Origin of the sequence: Sphaerisporangium sp. B11E5, from assembly GCF_039871875.1 — a bacterium.
Lineage (GTDB): Bacteria > Actinomycetota > Actinomycetes > Streptosporangiales > Streptosporangiaceae > Sphaerisporangium.
Map to the genome: position 1 here is coordinate 69,535 of NZ_JBDPMD010000008.1, position 20,302 is coordinate 89,836.

Sequence of the window (20,302 nt, forward strand, 5' to 3'; positions counted from 1 at the left end):
GCACTTCAGTGGTTCATGTGATGAGAGGCATATTGACGGCCGCACGGTAGTCACCAAGAGCGGGAAGGGTGGGGCGTTCGGCGGGGGGGATGGTGTCGAGGACCAGGCGGGCCGTGTGGTTGATCATGTGGGTGCGGTAGGTGGGGTCTAGGTCGGACAGCACCTCTGTGGCGAGGCGAAGGGCTTCGTTGTGGCCGCCGCTACTGGCGACGCTGATCGCCTCGTGGAGGCGAACGTTGGCGGCGTTCTGGAAGCAGGGTGACTGCGTCAGTGTGTTGTCACGGGCTTCGCGTGCGGCTTCGGTGGCGCCTCCGAACGAGTGCACCCAGGAGGTGACGAACCAGGCCGATCCGCTCGACCAGGGGAGCGTGGTGCTGGATGACAGGCGCCCCGCCAGGTCGTGCATGCGGCCGACGGCTTCCTTGGCCTCCGACTGTCTGCCGAGCAGTGCCAGCGCCTGGGCTTCTGCACCGACAGCCTGGTACAGACCGGGGGAAACGTGGCCCGCCGCTAGGGATTGGGCTTCACGGGCCAAGGTGAGGACCGTCTCGATCGCGCGGGGGGAGTACAGCCCGAACACGGCCTCGGTGCCCCGGACCCAGACGCGCATGGCGACATCCTTGGAGCTGTCGGCGGCCTGGCGAGAGGTAAGCCACCAACGGCGGGCCTCACCGTACTGGCCCAGTCTGGTGAGCAGATTGGCGTGCATCTGGGACATCCAGGCCATGATGCGCTGTAGGTGAGCGGCCTTGTCCGGGGCGGCGGCCGAGAGTTGCTGGTGGAGCAGAGTGAGGTCGACCAGCAGGTCGTCCCGGGCCGTGGCGGGCGGCTGGGTGCGGAGGGCCTGCACGTGGTCAGCACAGATGGCCTCCCACTGGTCCTCCGTACGAGTCCCGGCGGTGCCCAGAGCGCGTTCGAGCATCTGGCGGATGTGCTCACCGGTGCTGAAGATCGGTGATTGGGCGAGCAATCCCCAGCCGGCCAATTGGAACAAATGACGGCGTTCCATTTCATCTCCCTGAGCGAGGGCGCAGGTTACGTTGTCACGGTAGCCCGTGGTAATGCGGTTTGTCGCGATGGCACTGAGTTCGTCGAGGGAACGGTGCCCGAGGCGTTGCACCAATGGCCACAGTGTTTTCAACTGCCCACGCGCGTCCAGCGCGTCGTCCAGCGCCTGCACGCGCGCACCCGACTCGGGAAGGCTCTCACCTCGTTCGATCTGCCCGATCATCGACGCCGAGTAGCCCACCCGGGCGGCCAGATGTGCGATGGTCAACGGCTCGCCGACCCGCACTTCATAGGAATCACGTAGATCTCGAAGAAGCGCCCCGAAATAGTGCGCCATCGACTGATATCGGTCGCTAATCTTCCGAGGCGCGGGCATGCCGTTTCTCCCTCCGGACAGCCGGAACCGACAGGCGATCGCCGCTGTGAATCGGCTCTTGTGCGGTGCCGAGGCCGCGTACGAACGTGCTCCTAACTGTAAATGATGATCTGATTACAGAACGTCAGTTCCCGAGATCTCACTGAAGTCGATCAGGAGTACGAACAGGAAGGGACCGTCCGGAGCGTTCGTGTGCGCTTGGCGAGGGTGTTCGTGAGTGATGCGATGGCCCGCCCTCCGGCGGCCGGTCGCCTCGGAACCACACCGGAATAGACCGAACTCGCGTGTTCCATGGTGCTGGTGAGTCAGGCGGGTCTAGGCTGCCGGGATCGGTGGCCGGCGGCTGCCGATCGGAGTGTCCGCCCCTGTCGGGAGTTCTTCGATGAGCCAGGACAAGCTGGTCCGTGACAAGATTCCGCAGATCATCCGCGCCACGGGCATGGAGCCGATCATCCGCGTCGCCGACAGTGGCGAGTACGCGGCCCGGCTGCGCGACAAGCTGCGAGAGGAGGTCGGTGAGTTCTTCACGTCCGACCAGGACCCCGAAGAGCTCGCCGATGTCCTGGAGGTCGTCTACGCGCTCGCTCAACTTGCGGGTCTCGACCGAGAAGAGTTGGAGAAGCTGCGCGCGGCCAAGGCCGAAGAGCGAGGCGGGTTCGTCGATCGGTACATCTGGTCGGGTAACAGACCCCCGCGCACCGCCTGACCCCGCGCCGGACCACCCGGTTCACAAGGCGTAAGACGCGCCGGAGGCGATCTCATCGGCGAAGGCCTGCCACAGCAGGTTGAGGGGATGGGTGGCGTCGAAGACGTCGCGTTCGCCGCGGCGGGCGAAGGTGCCCGTCACCAGTTCCAGCATCGGGTCGAAGTCGGGGCCGAGGTCCACGAGACGGACGTCAGGGCCGCCTGGTAGCCGTCCGTCGACGGCCGCCTGTCCGATGCCGGCCGAGACCACCATGCATCCGTATGCGATCTTGGAGCGCAGCAGCGCCAGGCCGTAGTAGATGTCGTCGATGGTGGCGGTGATGGTGAGCCGGGTGCGGAAGTCGTTGCCGTACCAGCGGCGCAGGAAGTCCACGATGACGCCCCCGGACGGCACCACAAGCGGGACGTCCGGCAGCCGGGTCACGCCGACGGCCGGCATCGGCAGCTCGCGCTGAGGCAGGTTGGTGAGCAGCACCAGGCCCTCGCGGCGCCATTGCAGGAACTCATAGTCGGCGGGCACGTCGGAACCGGCGTCGTCGGCTCCGGCCAAGGAGGCGAAGCCACCGCACAGCAGGTCGACTTCCTTGGCGTCCAGGCGGGCGAAGGAGTCCTTGGTGCGCACGTGCAACACGTTGAGCTCGATCTCGCGGGCGGCGAACTGGTCGGCGACCCGCTGCCACACCTTGCCGACGAAAGGCAGCGTGAACTCGGTGGTGCCGATGGCCACCGTCTTGCCGATCCGGCGGCGCGCGTCGTTCACTCCTGCCTGCCAGTCCGACAGGAGTGCGCACGCCTGTTCGGCCACCGCGATTCCCGACGGCGTGAACAGGAACGGCTGACCGCGCCCCTGCTTGACGACCAGCAGTTCGCCACACATCCGCTGGAAAGCCCGGTTCAGTGTGTCGATCTGCTTTTGCACGCTCGACTGCTCACGACCCAGGACTCGCGCGGCCCCGTGGGCCGAACCGGCCTCCTGCACCACGACCAAAGTGCGCAGTTGATCGAAAGTGACCTCCAGCAGCATCTGCGGGCATGTCAGCAGCCCGTTCAACGTGCCTGAGCTTGGGATCCGCACCGCTGTGGTCGCGCTGACGTCGCTCATCGCCATCCCGCCTGTCCATTTACGCGAGCTCGCCGAAATGTCCGGCAGTGCATTTGAGATGCACTGAACCGCAGATCCCGCAGAACTAATCCAAAAATGTTCGCACTTACATCTCGACGCTACTTACTGTCCAGCGGAACATCAAGGCATCGGAGTTATCGCGTGGAGGTGGGGATGCTGACAGCCGACGAGATCACGGTTCACATCGGACGAGGGGCGATCTCCTGGCAGGGTGACTTGAGGGGGGACGCCTTGCTGCTGCGGCTCGGCTCACCACTGCAACCGCTCGCCGATGTCGGCCAGGTCGTCGATCTGGCCGATCAGGCCGATATCGACACCCTCTACGAACAGCCGCGACACGACTGGAACGACTTCGAGCTGGCACCGGGCCGTATGGCGCTCTGCGCGGTCGCGCAGCCGCTGCGGCTCGGGGCCGGCTTCGCCGCCGCGATCGGCACGCTGTCCCACCTGGCTCGCGTCGGCCTGGCCACGCACGTCTGCAGCCCGTGGGTGATGCCAGGCTGGGACGGCCACCTCACCCTCGAACTGCTCAACCTCGGGCCTGCCACCCTCCGCCTGCACCACGCCATGCCGGTGGCCCGGGCGATCATTCTGGTTATGGATGGGACCCCGAGTGGGGCGAGCGCGCACGCCGACTACGGCCGCACGGGACATCTGGGAAGCCGCTACGCCGCCGAATTCGGCGGCGAGTTCAAGCGCGAGCTTCCGGTGACCGCGACGAGCACGGCAGGAACGTGATCGCGATGGAGTGCGCGTTCTGCGAGGAGTTCGCCGCCCTCACCCCGGACGGTACGGGAAGCCGGATCATCGCTGAGACGTCCGGCTGGGTGCTGGCCTGGCGTCCGCGACCTCCGACATCGGAGGCCGATGGGTCTTCTGGGACATCGTCGACGGCCGGCACAAGTACGCCACCGGGAGCCTGCCGTGACCAACGCCCTCGCTGAGCAGGTCATCTACCTCGACTATCAGTCCACCACACCGACCGACCCGCGCGTGGTGGAAGCGATGCTGCCCTACCTCACGGACGCGTTCGGCAACCCCTCGTCCCGGCACGCATACGGCCGCCAGGCCGCCGACGCGGTCCGCATCGCCCGCCGCCGGTTCCGTGCTCTGATCGGTGCCCGCTTCGACTCCGAGGTCGTGTTCACCTCCGGGGCCACCGAATCCGACCACCTCGCCCTGACCGGCATCGCTCACGCTTTCACTGGTCGGCGCCGCCACATCATCACCACCGCGATCGAGCACAAGGCGGTGCTGACCACCTGCCGTCGCCTCGCCCATCACGGCGTGGAGGTGACCGAAATCCCCGTCGACCGAGACGGACTGGTCAACCCTGCCGACATCGCCGCCGCGATCACCCCGGTGACCATCCTGGTGTCGGTCATGCACGCCAACAACGAGATCGGTACCATCCAGGCCCTGGCTGAGATCGGGCAGATCACCCGAGACCACGGGGTACTCCTGCACACCGACGCTGCCCAGTCCCTGGGGTCGGTCCGGTTCGACGTCGACCATCTCGGTGTCGACCTGGCGTCCTTCTCCAGCCACAAGATCTACGGGCCGAAAGGCGTCGGAGTGCTCTACGTCCGGCACGGCTCCGTGCGCCCCATCGCGCAACTCCACGGCGGAAGTCAAGAACACGGCCTGCGTGCCGGGACGCTCAACGTCCCGGGCATCATCGGGCTCGGCACGGCAGCCGGCATTCTCGCCGAAGAGCGTGACCACGACGCTCACCGCATTCTCGCACTTCGCAACCACCTGCTTGAGCGGCTCCGGGCCGCGATCCCGCAGATGGCGGTCAACGGGTCGCTGACCCGGCGACTGCCCGGCAACCTCAGCGTCACCATCCCCGGTGCCGATGCCGGTCAGATCATCGAACGACTTCCCGGGCTGGCCATCTCCACCGGTTCCGCCTGCGACACCGGACAGCCGGACCCATCCCATGTCCTCACTGCCCTCGGCCTCGACAAGGCCGACGCCCGATCAACCCTGCGCATCAGTCTCGGACGTCCGACCACCACAGCAGAGATCGAAACCGCCGCGAGGCAACTGGCCCTGGCGGTTCACGCCATCCTCGGCGGCTGACGTCAAAGAGCGCATCGCCGGTCATTGGTCACTTCTCTTCGAGATGCGGGCACCCCGTTTCTCTCTTCGGCCGGCCGAATAGACAGATGATCGCTGCTGCGAATCACCTCTTGTCTCGCCGCGGGGCCGCGTACGAACGTGTTTGTAACAGTAGATGATGGCGCGATCACTGAGTGTCAGCGCATGAGATTGCCTTCGCAGATCAGGAGTACGACAGATGTCCCACCACAGATCCCCTCGGGTGGATGCCGCGGAATATGACAGGCCGTCCTCCCGCCGCCGGCGCCCACGATGCGAACGGCGGTGCCGGTGATGGCCGTTCTGGACGTACGTCGCCGCCCCGGCCGTCTCACGTTCACGCGCCGCCCGCCCGCCGGACGGCACCGCCGCGGGCGGCCCACGATCCCGCCTGAGCGTCCGGGGCCGGACGGCCGGCGGCGGGTCTGGGATGCGGCACAGAAAGCCAGGGCCGAGCAACTCGGGCTCCTGGAGCCCGGCTGGCTGGTCACCTACGGGCCGTACTCGCGGCGCTTCCACGCCATCGCGCGCACCGCCGAGGTGTCAGAGCCGATCGTCGAGGCGGCCACCCCGGAGGAACTCCGTGGCCTCATGCGGCAGTCCGAGCTCACAGGCCTCGTGCCAGCCCCTCGCCGGCCGGACACGGCACGGCGGCCGGGGGCGGCGGGTTGCGTCAGCCGTCCGGGGTGGTGGCCGTGACAGGGCTGCCGATGGACGGGATGGCGCAGGCGCGGGCCGAGGCGCACCGCCGGGCGCTCGGTGAGCTGTGTAAGCATCTGGAGTCCCATGGGCTGCGCTGCCGTGCCGTCGAGCGGATCCATCTTTCCATGCGCGGCGGGCCCTGCCACGCGAACCTCGGGCCACCGGAGATGGACGTGTACGGTGACGGCCGGCTGATCGTCGTCGTCACTGTGGTCGGGTCGCCTCAGCGTGGGCTCTGGTACCTCGTCAAGCGGCCCGACGGGTTGCCCGTGCGGACCAGCCCAGCCGGCGATCCGGTTTCGGCGGCACGTGACATCGCGGCACGGTGGGACGGGACGTCCTGCTGAGCCGCCCGTGAGGGGCTATGGGGGCGTTCGGGCGGCGGATAATCGAAGATGTGGATCACAAGGGAGGGCCGGAGTCGGCGCAGACCCTGGAGCGGGGGTTGCGGCTGCTCCGGCTGCTCGCCGACGGGCATCGGGCGCGCACGCCCACCGAGCTCGCGCAGGAGCTAGGGCTGAGCAGGCCGATCGTCTATCGATTGCTGACCACGCTCCAGAACGAGGGCTTCGCACGCCGGGACGCAGAGGGGCGTGTCCATCTCGGATTCGGGGTGCTCGCGCTGGCGCGGGCGGTCCAGCCGTTGCTGCGGGTGGCCGCGTTGCCGGCGTTGCGGCGGCTGGCCGAGGACGCGGGGGCGACGGCGCACCTGACCGTGGCCGAGGGGGACGAAGGGCTCGCCATCGCGGTGGTCGAACCCACGTGGACCGACATGCATGTGGCCTACCGCGAGGGTGCCCGGCATCCGCTGTCGCGTGGGGCCGCGGGGCTGGCGATCCTGGCGTCACGCAAGGGCGGCACGGGTTACATCGTCACCGAGGGGCAGCTCCAGGAAGGGGCCCGGGGAGTCGCCGCCCCGCTGCCCGGGGTGCCTTGGCTGGAGGCGTCGGTGGGGATCGTGACGTTCGGCGCGCTCGACGCCGCCGCCATCGGGCCGCGCGTCGAGGCCGTGGCGGCCGAACTCGGTGCGGCGCTCACTTGAGAGCGACGCCGTGGGTGAACGGACCGCGGCCGGGAAGTAAGGAATCCCTGTGAGTCACTGGCCGAGTAAAGAGACGGCCGATACAGTCGTTACGCTCGATTGTGGACGATCACCGCTAAAACGCGACACTGCCGCGCAAGGAGACGCTTGATGCGAATCAGGAGAGCCTTCGCCCTGGGTGCCGCCCTTACCGTGCTCGCGGTGGGGGTGCCGGCCGCTACGGCGTTCTCCGACGACGGTGAGGGCGACTGCAAGAACGTCACCAACGGGGCCAAGGAGACCGATCCCCAGTGCTTCTGGATGGCGCCGACGCCGAAGGACGCGCTGGACATCGTGCGCTTCTGGGCCAGGGACGACGGGGCTAAGTTCAAGGAGGCCACCGAGTACCCGGTGGGGTGGATCGACTGCACGGTCGAGGCCTGTAACGCGGACGGCGAAGGCGACGGCGAGGCGCACGACGAGGGGGATCCGGCGCCTGAGGGGTACGAGGACGACGGCACGCCGCCCACGTGCCAGACCGCCGGTGAGACGTGCTCGGTGTCGCCCGAGGAGATCGCGGCGGCGGCACGGACGGCCGCGGGGCAGGCGATCGCGGCCGCGGCGGCCAAGGGGATGCGGGTGTGGGTCGACACCGAGCTGGTGGACGACTACGCCGCGGGGGCCGCGGCGCTCGCCGCGGCCGCCAAGCAGGTCGGGGCGCTGGCCGCGCAGCCCGGTGTGGTGGGTGTCCGCTTCACCTCGCAGCTCGGCTACAACGGCGCGGTGAAGACGCCCGAGGAGATGCGGGCGTTCGTCGGCGCGGCGGCCGCGGCGCTGCACCAGACGGCGCCGGGCAAGAAGCTCGGCGTGCACACCGTGGTGCCGGAGTTCGGGTGCGGCGACAACGAGCTGTGCTCGGCGGAGATGAAGAAGCGGTACCCGCTGCTCACCGCCGAGAACATCGAGCCCCTGCTGACCTCCGGGTCGGTGGACCAGCTCGTGCTGGACAGCGGCCTGCTCGGCGGGGCGTACTCCGACTGGAAGATCGGCCTGGCCGAGGCGCAGCGCAACCAGTGGACCAAGGTCAAGGCCCTGGCCTGGGACACCCTGGCGCAGATCGGCGCCGAGGACGCGAGCCTCGCCGGCAAGGCCGACGCGCCGCTGAGCGCCGACCAGGCCGCCGCGGTGGCGCAGGACCGGGTGGCCTCGCCGCTGAAGGACGGCGCCGCCACGGTCAACCTGTGGACCCGCTGGCAGGACGGCAAGGGAAGCAAGTACAGCGTGCTCGGCGCGCAACTGGCCGCGACCCCGGCGTGGGACCAGCTCGACAAGCTGGAGCCGCTGCAGCGCCGGCTCTCCACCATCTTCGACCCGGCCTCGCCCGAGGTGGGCGTCACCCAGGACGTGGCGAAGCTGGCCGAGGTCTTCAGCCAGATCTACGTCACCGGCTGAGCGAGACGCACGAAACCCGCCCGGCGGCGTCGCCGGGCGGGTTTCTCGTGTTCAGCGGTATTCGGGAGGCCCCGGCGGCTCAGTTGCCGGTGGCGCTCAGGTAGCTGGAGAACTCGTCGAGCGAGATCAGGCCGTCGCCGTCCATGTCGAGCTGCTGGACCGCGGCCTCGGCGGTCTCGACGGTGACGGGCTGGCCGAGCACCTCCATGAGGCGCACCAGTTCCTCGGCGGAGATGAGCCCGTCCTTGTCGGCGTCGACCAGATCGAAGGTCACCGCGTACTCGCTCATTGCCACTCCTCGCGTGATCGTTCGCCCAGCACGATAGCGGTCTTTGTCTCTACATATCGGCTTTTGCTGGACGCTGTTCTTGGTCAGCACTGACCGGGAGGCGCGGGGTTAGTCCCCGGCGTGAGGGTATGGGCGCGGTAAGGGGATCGATCGCAGAGGGGGAGACCGATGGCCGGGCAGACCGGGGAGACGGAGACGAACGCCGGCGGCACCTGGAGCGAGGGTGAGCTGCGCGAGAAGCTGCAGGAGGTCGAGGAGGACCTGGTGCGGCTCCGCCAGTCGGCGAAGGAGGTGCGCGAACGCATCGGCGACCGCTCGGACGCGCCCACCGACACCGCCGAGCAGGCTCAGATGATCACCATGGCCGAGGAGCAGGAAGCGCTCGTGGAGAACTTGGAGGCCCGCCGCGAGAACCTGCTGCGGCGCCTCGCGGCCGACGGCTGAACTCAGTGGGCGGTGAGGGTCTCGCCCACCGGGATCGACGGCTCCCGCGCCGGCTCCGGGACCTTGGGCAGGGCGCCGGCGCGCAGGCGGCTCAGGGCCGCGGCCAGCGCGGCGCCGTAGATCACATGGGCGGCGGCCATGACGGCCTGCCGTTCCGGGTGGTCGCGGTGGATCGGCGGCACGACGCCGAGCCTCGGCACCCAGCCCTGGTAGCTGACCGCCCAGATCGCCAGGCCGTACAGGACACCCACCGGCACCCGGGCCCGCCGGGGATCGGCGACAGCGGCGAACAGTCCCCCCGCCGCCGCCCCGAAGCCGATGTGCGCGACGGCGCCGAGCACGCCCTCACCCGGCTTGGGCCGCCGTTTGTGGCCCGGCAGGAAGGCACGGGCGAGGCGCTTCGGCGGGTGCCCGCCCTTCATCAGCCCCGCCCGTTCGCCCGCCACCATCGCGGCGCTCATGGCGACGGTGGCGACGGCACCGCTGGCGACTCCTCGTATGACATCGCGAATCATTGCCGCATACTGCCCCGGCGTCCCCCACGAGAAACCGGCCGGAGCACCACGGTCACGCCAGGTGGTCCTTCTCGGCCACCACGTTGAGCACCCCGTCGATCTCCGACAACGCGGTCACCAGAGTGGTCACCTCCCCGCCCCCCTGCACGGTCATCCGCACCGAGACGACGAGCGCGCGGCGCGCGGCGGCCGGGTGCTCGACCGACAACTCGGTCACCGTGAAGCCCCGCGCCGTGCACTCCTCCAGCACCCGCCGCAGCGCGTCCCGCCGGTCCAGATAGTTCAGCCGCAGCCGCGTCGGCGCGTACTTGGAGTGCGGCAGATGGTCCGCGAGCTGTGTGAGCAGCGACATCGCCGCGAGGTACCCCACGGTCACCGCGACGGCGGGCAGCCACAACCCCGCGCCCGCCGCCATGCCGACCGCGGCCGTCAGCCACACCGCCGCCGCCGTGGTGAGCCCCTTCACCGCGTCCCGCCGCACGAAGATCAGCCCGGCGCCGAGGAAGCCGATGCCCGACACGATCTGCGCGGCCACCCGCGAGGGATCCAGCGTGACGTGCGGGCCGAGCACGTCGTAGAACCCGTACTTCGACACGATCATGATCAGCGCCGACGCGAACCCCACCAGCGTGTGCGTGCGCAACCCGGCGGCCTTCTGCCGGATCTCCCGCTCGAGCCCGATGGCCGCCGACAGCAGGAACGCGAGGCCGAGATAGCCCAACTGGGCCCAGTCACGCCCGTTCACCAGCAGAAACGCGGCTTCCATCACCTCAGCGTAGACCTCGGGTGACGTGAGGTGACGGACCGCCGCCGATCAGCGTGCGCGGGTCAGCGCCCCGGACAGCACGGCGGGCGCCTCGGCCAGCGAGGGGCCGTACCACGTGAGGTGACGGCCGCTGACCAGGGCGGCGGGGACGCCGGGGAAGAAACCGGGGCCGTCCTCGGGGGTGAAGCGGTACGGCTCGTCGGGGAGGACGACCAGGTCGGGGCCGGACGCCAGCAACTCAGGCAGGGGGATCTTGGGATAGCGCTCGGGGTGGCCGGCGTAGATGTTGCGGACGCCGAGGCGCAGGAGCAGGTCGCCGGCGAAGGTGTCGCGACCGGCCACCATCCACGGCTTGCGCCACACCGGGACGACCGCGCGGCGTTCCACGGGGACGGCCGGGGCGGCCCAGGCGCGGGCGGCGGACGTCAGCCAGGCGGGCTCGGGGCGGGACAGGGCGACGCCGATCATGCGGCGCAGGGAGGTGAGGGCGCCGTCGAGGGTGCGGACGACCGTGACCCAGACGGGGACACCCGCGGCGCGCAGCGCGTCGAGGTCGGGGACGCGGTTCTCCTCCTCGTTGGCCAGCACGAGGTCGGGGCGCAGGGCCGTGATGGCGGCCAGGTCGGGGTTCTTGGTGCCGCGTACCCGGGGCACGTCCAGATCGGCGGGGTGGGAGCACCAGTCGGTGGCGCCGGCCAGCAGCTCGGGGGCGGTGGCGGCCACGGACTCGGTCAGCGACGGCACCAGGGACACCACCCGCCGCACCTCGCGGGGCAGCGCCACGGGCAGCCCGAGGTCGTCCCGCACGGCCGTCATCGTGCCGTCCCGGTGGCGCGGGCCCAGATGAGCTCGCGTTGTTCGCGGGGCAGCAGCGCGCAGTCCTCGCACAAGCCGCCGCCGGGGACGCGGTAGTAGAGGCAGCAGCTCCGCCGGACGAAGAAGTACGCGCCTGGCGCCGGCTCGGCCAGCCCCCCGGTGCCGTCCAGCTCCCCGAGGGGGAGCACGTCGCCCACCAGCGCGCCGGCGCGGCCGGCGAGCGGGGCGGGCACGGTCTTGAGCACGGCCGCGAGCGCGGCGGACGCGTTCCCCCGCAGCAGGGCGGGCGCGACGCCGGTGAGCCGCCCGACGGCCTCCGCCAGCGGCGTGAGCACCTCGGTCATCACCGCCCGGTACACCGCCGCCGCCCGCTCCCGTGCGTCCGGGACCGCCGGCCACCGCGCCGACGGCGGCGACCAGAGGGGGAGCGGCCCCGTGGCCGCCGGGCGCCAGCGCAGCTCGCTGCCCGCCGCGGCCGGGACCAGGCCGTACGCGGCGGCCACGCCAACGACGGGGGACCACAGGCGGGCGGCGAGCCCCTGGTACAGGATCGACGCCGCCACCCGGCTCTCGCCCGTGCCGAGCCGCCGCCCGTGCCCGGCGATCCACTCCCGCAGCCCCGCCTCGTCGGCGGCCAGGCCGGCGAGGGGCCGCCAGCCGGGCTCTTCCCGCGGGCCGGTGGCGACGGCGAAGTACGGCCCGAACGCCGACACCTCGGTCAGGGCCGTGACGACCTCTTCTGGCCCGGTGGGACGGGTGCCGCCGGGGCCGGTCGCCACGGGAGACGCGTCGCCTGGGCCGGTCGCCACGGGAGACGCGTCGCCGGGGCCGGTCGCCGGGGGAGCCGCGTCGCCGCGGCCGGGCTCAGCGGGCGGGGGGTCGGCGGGCGCGGTCACGTCTCCATGATGCCCGGGGTGCCTTGTGCGCTGACGCCCCGGGGCCGCATGTTACTCACAGGTAAGTAACCCGTAATGTTAGCTTGTCAAATCAGTCAAGCGGGCTGACATTATGCGCAGTACCGGCGATCGGGGGAACATCCCTGGAGGCTCGCTTGCAGATCCGCCGCACCCTCGTCCTCCTCGCAGCAGTCATCTCCTCCCTGTCCGTCGCGTTCGCCCCCGCCACGGCGTTCGCCCAGGCTCCACCCGTCCCCGACTCGATGGCGTCCATGGGCGACTCCATCACCCGCGGCTTCAACGCCTGCGGCTTCTACCTGGACTGCACGTCCAGGTCCTGGTCCACCGGCTCCTCCTCCAGCGTGATCAGTCACGCGGCCCGGATCAGGAACGTCAACCCGTCACTCAGCACGCACAACGACGCCGAGTCCGGCGCCACCGTGTCCGACATGGTGGGGCAGGCGCAGGAGGCCGTCTCCGAGGGCGTCGACTACGTCACCATCCTGATCGGCGCGAACGACGCCTGCGCCTCCTCCGAAAGCGGCATGACCTCGGTCGCCGACTTCGAGTCCCGGTTCCGCGCCGCGATGAGCACCCTCACCGGCGGCCTGCCGAACGCGGCGATCTTCGTGGCCAGCATCCCCGACGTCAAACGCTTGTGGGAGGTGGGCAAGGACAGCTCCTCCGCCCGCACCGCGTGGTCCCTGCTCAGCATCTGCCAGTCCATGCTGGCCCGCCCCCGCTCCACCGACACCGCCGACGTCCAGCGGCGCGACCGGGTGCGGCAGCGCGTCGCCGACTACAACGCGGTGATGTCGCGGGTGTGCGCCGAGCAGGCCAACTGCCGGTACGACGGCGGCGCCGTCTTCAACTACCCGTTCGCGTTGTCCCACCTGAGCACCTGGGACTACTTCCACCCGAACACCACCGGTCAGCGCCTGCTGGCCGAGGTGACCTACCCCACCGGCTTCGGCTGGTGAGAGAGACGGCCGGGCCGGACGGCCCGGACAGGAGACGCCGTCACGGCACGAGGTACGCGCTGTCCCGGGCGTCGGTCACCGCCATGTGGCCGGGCGCGTGGCCGATCGCGAACGGCGGCCGCGACCTCATGACCGCGGCCTGAGGCGTGACGCCGCAGGCCCAGAACACCGGTGTCTCCCCCGCGCGGATCTCGACCGGCTCACCGAAGTCGGGCCGGCCGAGATCCGTGATGCCGAGCGCCGCGGGATCCCCCACATGCACCGGCGCCCCGTGGACCGCCGGGTACCGCGCCGTCACCCGCACCGCCTCCGCCACCAGCGAGGCCGGCACCGGCCGCATCGACACCACCATCGGCCCCGACAACCGTCCCGCGGGCCTGCACTCCCGATCGGTCCGGTACATCGGCACGTTCGTCCCCGCCTCGATGTGCCGCACCGGCACCCCCGCCTCCAGCAACGCCCCCTCGAACGTGAAGCTGCACCCGATGAGAAAGCTCACCAGGTCGTCCCGCCAGTACTCCCGCACGTCGCTCACCTCGGCCACCGGCTCCCCGTCCCGGTAGACCCGGTAAGCCGGCAGATCCGTCCGCAGATCCCCGTCGAAGATCGACGCCGACACCTCCCCCGCCTCGGTGACGTCCAGCACCGGACACGCCCGGGGATTCCGCTGCGCGAACAGCAAGAACTCGTAAGCCCTCTCCTCCGGCAACACCAGCAGATTCGCCTGCGCCCACCCCGCTGCCCACCCCGCCGTAGGCGTCACCAGCCCTTTCCGGAACAACTCCCGCGCCTCCCGCGGCGTGAGCCCGGCCGGATCCATCGGCATGACCATGTGATCGTCCTTTCGTCGTGTCCTGTCCATGCGTCGCACTCCCGCCCATCCGGCGGATCACACCGGCCCGGCGTCGCGCCGACGGCGGTTGCGTCGTCGGCGTACGGGTTGCCGAGGTCTCCGTCCGGCGGTTTCGATCGGCGCCGTGTCGGCGGGGGTGGTGCGGTGGTCCTGGTGGTGTCGTCTGAGGTGCGGCTTCCGGTCCGTGTGCTCGATGGTGGGTGGCCGGCGCCGCGACGGCGGGACGTGGTGTGGTGAATCCGGCGCCTTCGTACGGTGGTTGACCTGGTATTCGCTCAGTGCTTCAGGTGGAAGCGGATGCGGTCGCCGGGACGGGTCTGGGCGGCGCGGCCGATGTCGCTGGTGCGGACGACGGCGATGACCGGGTAGCCGCCGGTGACCGGGTGGTCGGCGAGGAACAAGGTGGGCTGGCCGGAGGGGGGGACCTGGAGCGCTCCCGGGACCATGCCCTCGGTGGGGAGCTCCCCGTCGCGGGCGCGGGTCAGCCGGGGGCCGCGCAGGCGCATGCCGACGCGGTCGCTGTCGGTGGTCACCTCGTAGGGCTCGGAGCACAGGGTGTCGAGCGCGTCCGGGGTGAACCAGTCGTCTCGCGGCCCGGGAGCGATCTCCAGGACCGCCTCACCCGCGGGCGGCGCCGGGATGGGGGCGAGGTCGATCAGGGGGAAACCCTCGGGAGGCGGCCCCACAGGGAGCAGGGTGCCCGCGGTGGGCCGGGGGGGCCCGAGGCCCGCCATGGTGTCGGTGGACCGGGAGCCCAGGACCTTGTCCACAGCCAGTCCGCCGCGCACGGCGAGGTAGGTGCGCAGACCGTACCGTGGGAGCCCGAGGCGGAGCACCGACCCCGGTGGCAGGCACTCCACCGCTGCGTGCCCGATACCTCGGGCACGGCCGTCAGGGCCCGTGGCCGTCGCCGGGCACGGGGCACCGGTGAGGGCGACCAGCAGATGACCATGGGCCCGCACCACCAGCCCCCCCATGGTCACCTCCAGCCCCGCCGCCCCCTCCGGGTTGGCGAGCAGCCGGTTGGCCAGCCGCAACGCGTCCCGATCCGCGGCACCGGAACGCCCCACCCCGAGGTGCCCGAGCCCCGGACGCCCAAGATCCTGCACGGTGGTCATCGGGCCGGGCACCAGCACTTCCAGAAGTACGCGGTCACCCATGGCCCACCTCCGGGCACGCGCGGGGAAGGTGGCCCCCCACGGGGCGGCTTGGGGGGAGGTGATCACTTGTGGGTCGGTTCCGCGAGCGAGGTGGGTGGCCGTCCGCGGGGCGGCTCGGGGAGAGGGGAGGATGGCCGTCCGCGGGGTGGCTCCGTGAGGGGGGCGGGTGGTCATCCACGGGTGGCCTCCGTGAAGCGGACCTGGACGCCGGGGCGGAGGTGGGCGGGGGGGTCGGCTGTGATGTCCCATATCTGCAGGGTGGTGTGGCCGATGAGGCGCCAGCCGCCGGGGGACTCGCGGGGGTAGACGGCGCTGAAGCCGGCCGCCAGGGCCACCGAGCCGGGGGGAACGCGGACGCGGGACTCGGTGCGGCGGGGGACGGTCAGGCGGGGGTCGCCGCCGGTCAGGTAGCCGAAGCCCGGGGCGAAGCCGCAGAAGGCCACCACCCAGGGGGTCCCGGTGTGGGCGGAGATCACCTCGAGTTCGGTCAGGCCGGTCAGGGCGGCGACCTCCGCGAGGTCCGCGCCGTCGTACACCACCGGGATCGTGACCTCGCCGGCCGCGTCGCGCCGGCCGGTGCGGGGACGGGCGGCGCGGACGGCGGCCTCCACCGTCTCGGGGCGGGCGGGGGGTTCGAACCGGACCAGCAAGGTCCGGGCGGCGGGGACGAGGTCGGTGACGCCCGCGAGCGGGGCGGCGGCCATCGTGTCGTACAGGGCGACGACCTCCTCCACGTCGTCCACCTCCACCAGCAGCGCGCCGTCCCCGCACGGCCGCACGCGGGCCGTCATTTCTGTTCCTCCATGTCGTCCGGTTCCCCCAGCAGGGCGCCGTCCCCGCACGGCCGTGCGCGGGCCGTCATTTCTGTTCCTCCATGTCGTCCGGTTCCCCCAGCAGGGCGCCGTCGCCGCACGGCCGTGCGCGGGTCGTCATTTCCGCTCCACGAACGGTGCCGGGGTCACTCCGTGCGCGACGAGGGACTCCCGGACGGCGCGGGCCAGGGCCACGGTGCCGGGGGTGTCCCCGTGTACGCAGATGGATTTGGCGCGGATCACCAGCAGCGACCCGTCCACCGCCTCGATCGGCTCTCCGAGGGCCATCCGGACGGTACGCCGGGCCACCTCCACGGGGTCGTGCAGGACGGCACCGGGGCGCCCGCGTGGCACGAGCGTCCCCTCCGGTGTGTAGGCGCGGTCGGCGAAGCACTCCGCCACCGTCGTGAGGCCGGCCTCGGAGGCCAGGCGCAGCCAGGCGGAGCCGGGCAGGCCCAGCACCGGCAGCGTGGGGTCGTATGCCTGGACCGCCGCCACTACGGCGGCGGCTTGCTCCTCGTGGTGCACGATCGCGTTGTACAGGGCGCCGTGCGGCTTGACGTAGGTCACCCGTGCCCCTGCGAGGCGGGCGAACGTGTCCAGCGCGCCGATCTGGTAAACGATCTCGTCGGCCAGGGTCTCGGGGGGCATCTCGATGAAGCGCCGCCCGAAGCCGGCGAGGTCCCGGTACCCGACCTGGGCGCCGATGGCGACGCCCCGGGAGGCGGCGGCCCGGCAGACCCGGCGCATGATCGTCGGGTCGCCGGCGTGGAAGCCGCAGGCCACGTTGGCGCTGGTGACGACGGACAGCAGCGCCTCGTCGTCGCCGAGCTCCCAGCGGCCGAAGCCTTCTCCGAGGTCGGAGTTGAGGTCGATGCGTATGGTCGGTTCAGGCATCGTCTGCTCCCTCGGGTCTCGTGGCCAGGTGGATGGAATGGTCAGGAAAGGTCCCGGGCGCGGGTCTCGGGCAGCCCGAGGAGCGCGATCACCGCGAGTCCGTACGCCAGGGCGCCGAACGCCATGGCACCGCCCACGCTATAGGTCGTGGCCAGGTACCCGATGATCGCCGGGAAGAACGCCCCGATGCCCCGTCCCACGTTGTACGTGAAACCCTGCCCGCTGCCCCGGATGTGACCCGGGTACAGCTCCGCGAGGTACGCCCCGAACCCGGAGAAGATCGCCGAGGAGCAGAACCCGAGGGGGAACCCGAGGAACATCACGTACGTGTTGGCGTCGGCGGGAAGCTGCGTGTACAGCACGATCAGGCTCCCGCTCAGCACCGCGAAGACGGCGAACGTCGCCTTGCGCCCGATGCGGTCGGTGAAGTAGCCGCCGGTCAGGTAGCCGGCGAAGGCCCCCGTGATGAGGAACGCCAGGTAGCCGCCCGTCCCGATCACGGTCAGCCCGCGCTCGTCCTTCAGGTAGGTGGGCACCCACGTGGCCAGCGTGTAGTACCCGCCCTGCACCCCCGTGGCGAGCAGCGTGGCGAAGAACGTGGTGCGCCCGAGGCCGTCCCCGAAGATGCCGAGCAGAGGCGCGTGCCCGGCCCGGCGGCGCCGCTCGGTGTGCACGGGCGCGTCGGTGACGTTGCGCCGCACCCAGATGGCGAGCAGCGCGGGCAGCGCCCCGGTCCAGAACAGCACCCGCCAGGCGAGGTCCTGGTCGACCAGCTCGAACACCAGCGTGTACACGATGACGGCGAGGCCCCAGCCGACCGCCCACGAGCTCTGGATGACCGCGAGCGCCCGTCCCCGGTGCCGCGCCGCGGCGTACTCGGCGACGAGGACGGCCCCGGCGGCCCACTCGCCGCCGAACCCGATGCCCTGGAGCGCGCGAAAGATCAGCAGGGTCTCGTAGTTGGGCGCGAGACCGCACAGCGCGGTGAAGACCGCGTACGTGACCACCGTGATCATCAGGGTGGTGGCGCGCCCGATGCGGTCCGCGAGCACCCCCGCGATGACGCCGCCGATGGCGGAGCAGACCAGTGTCGCGGTGGCGAGCAGGCCGGTCTCGCCGGTGCTGAGGCCGAAGGTCGCCGCGATGGCGACCAGGCTGAGGGGGAGGACCCAGAAGTCGTAGGAGTCCAGGCTGAAGCCGAGGAACGCGCCCTTGAAGGCCTGGCGGCCGTCCGTGCCGAGCGTGGTGTACCAGGCGAAGGCCCGGGGTCCCCGGTCCTCGACGGTGGCCTGGTGCGGCGTGCTTGATGTCGTCATGTCACACCTCTTCTTGCCGTGTCTGCCCGATCGGAGACGGCGACCTCGGCGTCTCCCCGGCCCCGGTCGGGACCGTACGTTGAACATACGGATCGTTCAACGATTTGACAATAGTTTCGTGTGATACTATTTTTCGCAGCCGTGTATCCCGGTGAGCCGCCACCGTGCCGACCTGGCGGTTCGCGGCTGAACCGGGCAGTTCGAGCGGAGGGCCGCGCGGTCGTGGTGGATATGGCGGAGGCGGCCGAGCGCCTCGAACGGGACCGCGCGCTGCTCGGGCGCACCAGCACCGCCGAGCGTGTGGCCGCCATCCTGCGCGGCTACATCACCGAGGGCGTGTACCAGCCGGGTGAGCGCCTCGCCGAGGACGCCATCGGTGGCGCGCTCGACATCTCACGCAACACCCTGCGTGAGGCGTTCCGCCTGCTCTCCCACGAGCGGCTGCTCGTGCACCGGCTCAACCGCGGCGTCTTCGTCCGCACGCTGACCGCCGAGGACGTCGCCGACCTGTACCGCGTGCGCCGCATCGTGGAGTGCGCCGCGCTGCGGGAGGCCGTCCCGCCCTCGCAGGAGGGACTGGCCCGCCTGCGCGAGGCCGTGCGCGCCGCCGAGCGGGCCGCCGACGACGAGCGCTGGGTGGACGTCGGGACCGCGAACATGCAGTTCCACCAGGCCCTCGTGGAGCTCGCCGGCAGCACGCGGCTGGAGGAGCTGATGCGCCAGGTGCTCGCCGAGCTGCGCCTCGCCTTCCTCGTCATGACGGACCCGCGCGCCTTCCACGGCCACTACCTGCCGCTCAACCGCGACATCCTGCGGCGTATCGAGGCCGGCGACCTCGACGGCGCCCAGCGCGCCCTGGAGAAGTACCTCGCCCACGCCGAGGGAGAGCTGGTCAAGGCCCACGCCTGAGGAGGCGCGTCCCCGGAGCGGGGTGTCGTCCCGGCCGTCGGAGGGAATCCCGAGGGTGTGGACAAATGGGGCAAAAGGGATGACATGCGGGTGCACGGTACGCACCCGTACAACGCGGAGCCGCCGCCGTCCGCGCTGGCCGGCCAGGTGATCACCCCCCTCGACGCCTTCTACGCGCGCGACCACGGCCGCGTCCCCGTCGTGGACCCCGCCGCCTGGCGGCTCACCGTGGACGGCCTCGTGGAGCGCCCCCTGGAGCTCACCCTGGACGACCTGCGCGCGGGCTTCCCCGAGCGGACCGTGGTGGCCACCCTTCAGTGCGCGGGCAACCGCCGCGCCGGGCTGCTGGCCGTGCGGGACATCCCCGGCGAGGACCCGTGGGGACCCGGCGCCACCTCCACGGCGTCCTGGACCGGGGCCGGGCTCAGGGACGTCCTGGCCCGCGCCGGGCTGACGCCGGACGCCGCGCACATCGCCTTCCAGGGATGCGACGTGTCCACGGAGATGTCGCCGCCCCAGCCGTTCGGCGGCTCCGTCCCGGTCATCAAGGCCACCGCTCCCGAGGTGCTGCTCGCCTGGGCGATGAACGGCGAGCCACTGCCCCCGGTGCACGGGGCGCCGCTGCGCGTCGTGGTGCCCGGCTGGATCGGCGCCCGCAGCGTCAAGTGGCTCACCCGCGTCACCGCGCGGGCCACGCCGTCCGACAACTACTACCAGGCCGTCGCCTACCGGCTGCTGCCCGCCGACCCCGGCATGAACGGCCGCGCGGAAGCCATTACTCTCGGCCCCGTCGCGCTGAACTCCGCGATCCTGAGCCCCGGCGACGGCGCCCGCCTCGCCCCCGGCCGCACCGAGATCACCGGGTACGCCTACACCGGCGGCGGGCGCGCGGTCGCCCGGGTCGAGGTCTCCCTGGACGGCGGGAGCACCTGGCACCCGGCCGACCTCGGCACCTCACCCGGCCCATGGGCCTGGCGGCACTGGCGCGCCACCGCCGACCTGCCCGAGGGCCGGACCACCATCGCCGTCCGCGCATGGGACGACGCTGCCGCCACCCAGCCCGAGGACCCCCGCACCGTGTGGAACCCCAAGGGCTACGCCAACACCTCCTGGCACCGCGTCACGGTCACCTGCGGCCCCTGACGGCCGCCTCACGGAA

Annotated in this window: 23 protein-coding genes; 11 read left to right on the forward strand and 12 right to left on the reverse strand. The window is 71.2% G+C overall.

Features of this window, described 5'->3' with window-relative positions; all coding sequences use genetic code 11:
• Positions 1-13: 13 nt before the first annotated feature.
• Positions 14-1,345, reverse strand: coding sequence for a helix-turn-helix transcriptional regulator (locus ABGB17_RS10665; protein ID WP_347627992.1), 1,332 nt, complete (start codon positions 1,343-1,345; stop codon positions 14-16).
• A gap of 421 nt (positions 1,346-1,766) precedes the next feature.
• On the opposite strand from ABGB17_RS10665, the gene ABGB17_RS10670 reads away from it, so the two are divergent.
• The gene (locus ABGB17_RS10670) at positions 1,767-2,090 is read left to right on the forward strand and encodes a nucleoside triphosphate pyrophosphohydrolase (RefSeq protein WP_347627994.1); all 324 of its coding nucleotides are present in this window, start codon (positions 1,767-1,769) and stop codon (positions 2,088-2,090) included.
• A 21-nt stretch (positions 2,091-2,111) separates the two neighbouring features.
• On the opposite strand, the gene ABGB17_RS10675 is transcribed toward ABGB17_RS10670, so the two are convergent.
• The gene (locus tag ABGB17_RS10675) at positions 2,112-3,191 is read right to left on the reverse strand and encodes a LysR family transcriptional regulator (protein WP_347627996.1); all 1,080 of its coding nucleotides are present in this window, start codon (positions 3,189-3,191) and stop codon (positions 2,112-2,114) included.
• Between the two features lie 174 nt (positions 3,192-3,365).
• Between ABGB17_RS10675 and ABGB17_RS10680 the strand changes: the two genes are divergently transcribed.
• From ABGB17_RS10680 to ABGB17_RS10705, 6 genes are all read left to right on the forward strand, one after another.
• Complete coding sequence (locus ABGB17_RS10680; RefSeq protein ID WP_347627998.1) at positions 3,366-3,950, forward strand: hypothetical protein; 585 nt, start codon at positions 3,366-3,368, stop codon at positions 3,948-3,950.
• Positions 3,951-4,136: 186 nt separating this feature from the next.
• Complete coding sequence (locus ABGB17_RS10685; RefSeq protein WP_347628000.1) at positions 4,137-5,297, forward strand: cysteine desulfurase family protein; 1,161 nt, start codon at positions 4,137-4,139, stop codon at positions 5,295-5,297.
• A gap of 312 nt (positions 5,298-5,609) precedes the next feature.
• Positions 5,610-6,014 carry a hypothetical protein gene (locus ABGB17_RS10690; RefSeq protein WP_347628002.1) on the forward strand — a complete coding sequence of 135 codons (405 nt, stop codon included), beginning with the start codon at positions 5,610-5,612 and terminating at the stop codon, positions 6,012-6,014.
• Entirely contained in the window at positions 6,011-6,364 is a 354-nt protein-coding gene (locus ABGB17_RS10695; RefSeq protein WP_347628004.1) for a hypothetical protein, read from the forward strand. Before ABGB17_RS10690 ends, ABGB17_RS10695 begins: the two co-directional genes overlap by 4 nt.
• Before the next feature lie 50 nt (positions 6,365-6,414).
• Positions 6,415-7,059 carry a helix-turn-helix domain-containing protein gene (locus ABGB17_RS10700; protein ID WP_347628006.1) on the forward strand — a complete coding sequence of 215 codons (645 nt, stop codon included), beginning with the start codon at positions 6,415-6,417 and terminating at the stop codon, positions 7,057-7,059.
• A gap of 150 nt (positions 7,060-7,209) precedes the next feature.
• A complete protein-coding gene (locus ABGB17_RS10705) occupies positions 7,210-8,490 on the forward strand; it encodes a hypothetical protein (protein ID WP_347628008.1) in 1,281 nt (426 codons plus the stop codon).
• A gap of 79 nt (positions 8,491-8,569) precedes the next feature.
• On the opposite strand, the gene ABGB17_RS10710 is transcribed toward ABGB17_RS10705, so the two are convergent.
• Positions 8,570-8,779: an EF-hand domain-containing protein gene (locus tag ABGB17_RS10710; RefSeq protein ID WP_347628010.1), complete on the reverse strand. Its 210-nt coding sequence runs from the start codon at positions 8,777-8,779 to the stop codon at positions 8,570-8,572.
• A 168-nt stretch (positions 8,780-8,947) separates the two neighbouring features.
• Here ABGB17_RS10710 and ABGB17_RS10715 point away from each other — a divergent pair, with 168 nt between their 5' ends.
• Complete coding sequence (locus ABGB17_RS10715) at positions 8,948-9,223, forward strand: hypothetical protein (protein WP_347628012.1); 276 nt, start codon at positions 8,948-8,950, stop codon at positions 9,221-9,223.
• Positions 9,224-9,225: 2 nt separating this feature from the next.
• Here the strand turns inward: ABGB17_RS10715 and ABGB17_RS10720 are convergent, their stop codons facing one another.
• Genes ABGB17_RS10720 through ABGB17_RS10735 form a run of 4 tightly spaced genes read right to left on the reverse strand, consistent with a single transcriptional unit; the run spans position 9,226 to position 12,216 of the window.
• Positions 9,226-9,738 carry a DUF6789 family protein gene (locus tag ABGB17_RS10720; RefSeq protein WP_347628014.1) on the reverse strand — a complete coding sequence of 171 codons (513 nt, stop codon included), beginning with the start codon at positions 9,736-9,738 and terminating at the stop codon, positions 9,226-9,228.
• Positions 9,739-9,790: 52 nt separating this feature from the next.
• Positions 9,791-10,504: an MgtC/SapB family protein gene (locus tag ABGB17_RS10725; RefSeq protein WP_347628016.1), complete on the reverse strand. Its 714-nt coding sequence runs from the start codon at positions 10,502-10,504 to the stop codon at positions 9,791-9,793.
• Between the two features lie 48 nt (positions 10,505-10,552).
• Complete coding sequence (locus ABGB17_RS10730) at positions 10,553-11,320, reverse strand: helical backbone metal receptor (RefSeq protein WP_347628019.1); 768 nt, start codon at positions 11,318-11,320, stop codon at positions 10,553-10,555.
• Positions 11,317-12,216 carry a (2Fe-2S)-binding protein gene (locus tag ABGB17_RS10735; protein ID WP_347628021.1) on the reverse strand — a complete coding sequence of 300 codons (900 nt, stop codon included), beginning with the start codon at positions 12,214-12,216 and terminating at the stop codon, positions 11,317-11,319. The genes ABGB17_RS10730 and ABGB17_RS10735 overlap by 4 nt, the downstream gene beginning before the upstream one ends.
• Positions 12,217-12,371: 155 nt before the next feature.
• Between ABGB17_RS10735 and ABGB17_RS10740 the strand changes: the two genes are divergently transcribed.
• Positions 12,372-13,196, forward strand: coding sequence for an SGNH/GDSL hydrolase family protein (locus ABGB17_RS10740; RefSeq protein ID WP_347628023.1), 825 nt, complete (start codon positions 12,372-12,374; stop codon positions 13,194-13,196).
• A 40-nt stretch (positions 13,197-13,236) separates the two neighbouring features.
• On the opposite strand, the gene ABGB17_RS10745 is transcribed toward ABGB17_RS10740, so the two are convergent.
• From ABGB17_RS10745 to ABGB17_RS10765, 5 genes are all read right to left on the reverse strand, one after another.
• On the reverse strand, positions 13,237-14,028 hold the full coding sequence (locus tag ABGB17_RS10745; protein WP_347628025.1) for a putative hydro-lyase: 792 nt from the start codon (positions 14,026-14,028) through the stop codon (positions 13,237-13,239).
• A 296-nt stretch (positions 14,029-14,324) separates the two neighbouring features.
• Complete coding sequence (locus ABGB17_RS10750) at positions 14,325-15,209, reverse strand: biotin-dependent carboxyltransferase family protein (protein WP_347628027.1); 885 nt, start codon at positions 15,207-15,209, stop codon at positions 14,325-14,327.
• A 170-nt stretch (positions 15,210-15,379) separates the two neighbouring features.
• A complete protein-coding gene (locus tag ABGB17_RS10755; protein ID WP_347628029.1) occupies positions 15,380-16,000 on the reverse strand; it encodes an allophanate hydrolase subunit 1 in 621 nt (206 codons plus the stop codon).
• Positions 16,001-16,138: 138 nt separating this feature from the next.
• Positions 16,139-16,903: a 5-oxoprolinase subunit PxpA gene (locus tag ABGB17_RS10760; protein WP_347628316.1), complete on the reverse strand. Its 765-nt coding sequence runs from the start codon at positions 16,901-16,903 to the stop codon at positions 16,139-16,141.
• 56 nt (positions 16,904-16,959) lie between these two features.
• The gene (locus tag ABGB17_RS10765; protein ID WP_347628031.1) at positions 16,960-18,234 is read right to left on the reverse strand and encodes an MFS transporter; all 1,275 of its coding nucleotides are present in this window, start codon (positions 18,232-18,234) and stop codon (positions 16,960-16,962) included.
• Between the two features lie 231 nt (positions 18,235-18,465).
• Between ABGB17_RS10765 and ABGB17_RS10770 the strand changes: the two genes are divergently transcribed.
• Both ABGB17_RS10770 and ABGB17_RS10775 read left to right on the forward strand, forming a co-directional pair.
• Positions 18,466-19,143, forward strand: coding sequence for a GntR family transcriptional regulator (locus ABGB17_RS10770; protein WP_347628317.1), 678 nt, complete (start codon positions 18,466-18,468; stop codon positions 19,141-19,143).
• A gap of 84 nt (positions 19,144-19,227) precedes the next feature.
• Complete coding sequence (locus ABGB17_RS10775; protein ID WP_347628033.1) at positions 19,228-20,286, forward strand: sulfite oxidase; 1,059 nt, start codon at positions 19,228-19,230, stop codon at positions 20,284-20,286.
• The last annotated feature ends 16 nt before the right edge of the window (positions 20,287-20,302 follow it).

Bases quoted from the DNA above. Each gene is read 5' to 3' on its own strand.
- ABGB17_RS10690 (WP_347628002.1), top strand. From the start codon at position 5,610: ATGGCCGTTCTGGACGTACGTCGCCGCCCCGGCCGTCTCACGTTCACG.
- ABGB17_RS10670 (WP_347627994.1), top strand. From the start codon at position 1,767: ATGAGCCAGGACAAGCTGGTCCGTGACAAGATTCCGCAGATCATCCGC.
- ABGB17_RS10725 (WP_347628016.1), bottom strand. From the start codon at position 10,504: ATGGAAGCCGCGTTTCTGCTGGTGAACGGGCGTGACTGGGCCCAGTTG.
- ABGB17_RS10750 (WP_347628027.1), bottom strand. From the start codon at position 15,209: ATGGGTGACCGCGTACTTCTGGAAGTGCTGGTGCCCGGCCCGATGACC.
- ABGB17_RS10720 (WP_347628014.1), bottom strand. From the start codon at position 9,738: ATGATTCGCGATGTCATACGAGGAGTCGCCAGCGGTGCCGTCGCCACC.
- ABGB17_RS10770 (WP_347628317.1), top strand. From the start codon at position 18,466: ATGGCGGAGGCGGCCGAGCGCCTCGAACGGGACCGCGCGCTGCTCGGG.
- ABGB17_RS10730 (WP_347628019.1), bottom strand. From the start codon at position 11,320: ATGACGGCCGTGCGGGACGACCTCGGGCTGCCCGTGGCGCTGCCCCGC.
- ABGB17_RS10665 (WP_347627992.1), bottom strand. From the start codon at position 1,345: ATGGCGCACTATTTCGGGGCGCTTCTTCGAGATCTACGTGATTCCTAT.
- ABGB17_RS10765 (WP_347628031.1), bottom strand. From the start codon at position 18,234: ATGACGACATCAAGCACGCCGCACCAGGCCACCGTCGAGGACCGGGGA.
- ABGB17_RS10715 (WP_347628012.1), top strand. From the start codon at position 8,948: ATGGCCGGGCAGACCGGGGAGACGGAGACGAACGCCGGCGGCACCTGG.
- ABGB17_RS10710 (WP_347628010.1), bottom strand. From the start codon at position 8,779: ATGAGCGAGTACGCGGTGACCTTCGATCTGGTCGACGCCGACAAGGAC.
- ABGB17_RS10755 (WP_347628029.1), bottom strand. From the start codon at position 16,000: ATGACGGCCCGCGTGCGGCCGTGCGGGGACGGCGCGCTGCTGGTGGAG.
- ABGB17_RS10705 (WP_347628008.1), top strand. From the start codon at position 7,210: ATGCGAATCAGGAGAGCCTTCGCCCTGGGTGCCGCCCTTACCGTGCTC.
- ABGB17_RS10675 (WP_347627996.1), bottom strand. From the start codon at position 3,191: ATGAGCGACGTCAGCGCGACCACAGCGGTGCGGATCCCAAGCTCAGGC.
- ABGB17_RS10775 (WP_347628033.1), top strand. From the start codon at position 19,228: ATGCGGGTGCACGGTACGCACCCGTACAACGCGGAGCCGCCGCCGTCC.
- ABGB17_RS10745 (WP_347628025.1), bottom strand. From the start codon at position 14,028: ATGGTCATGCCGATGGATCCGGCCGGGCTCACGCCGCGGGAGGCGCGG.
- ABGB17_RS10680 (WP_347627998.1), top strand. From the start codon at position 3,366: ATGCTGACAGCCGACGAGATCACGGTTCACATCGGACGAGGGGCGATC.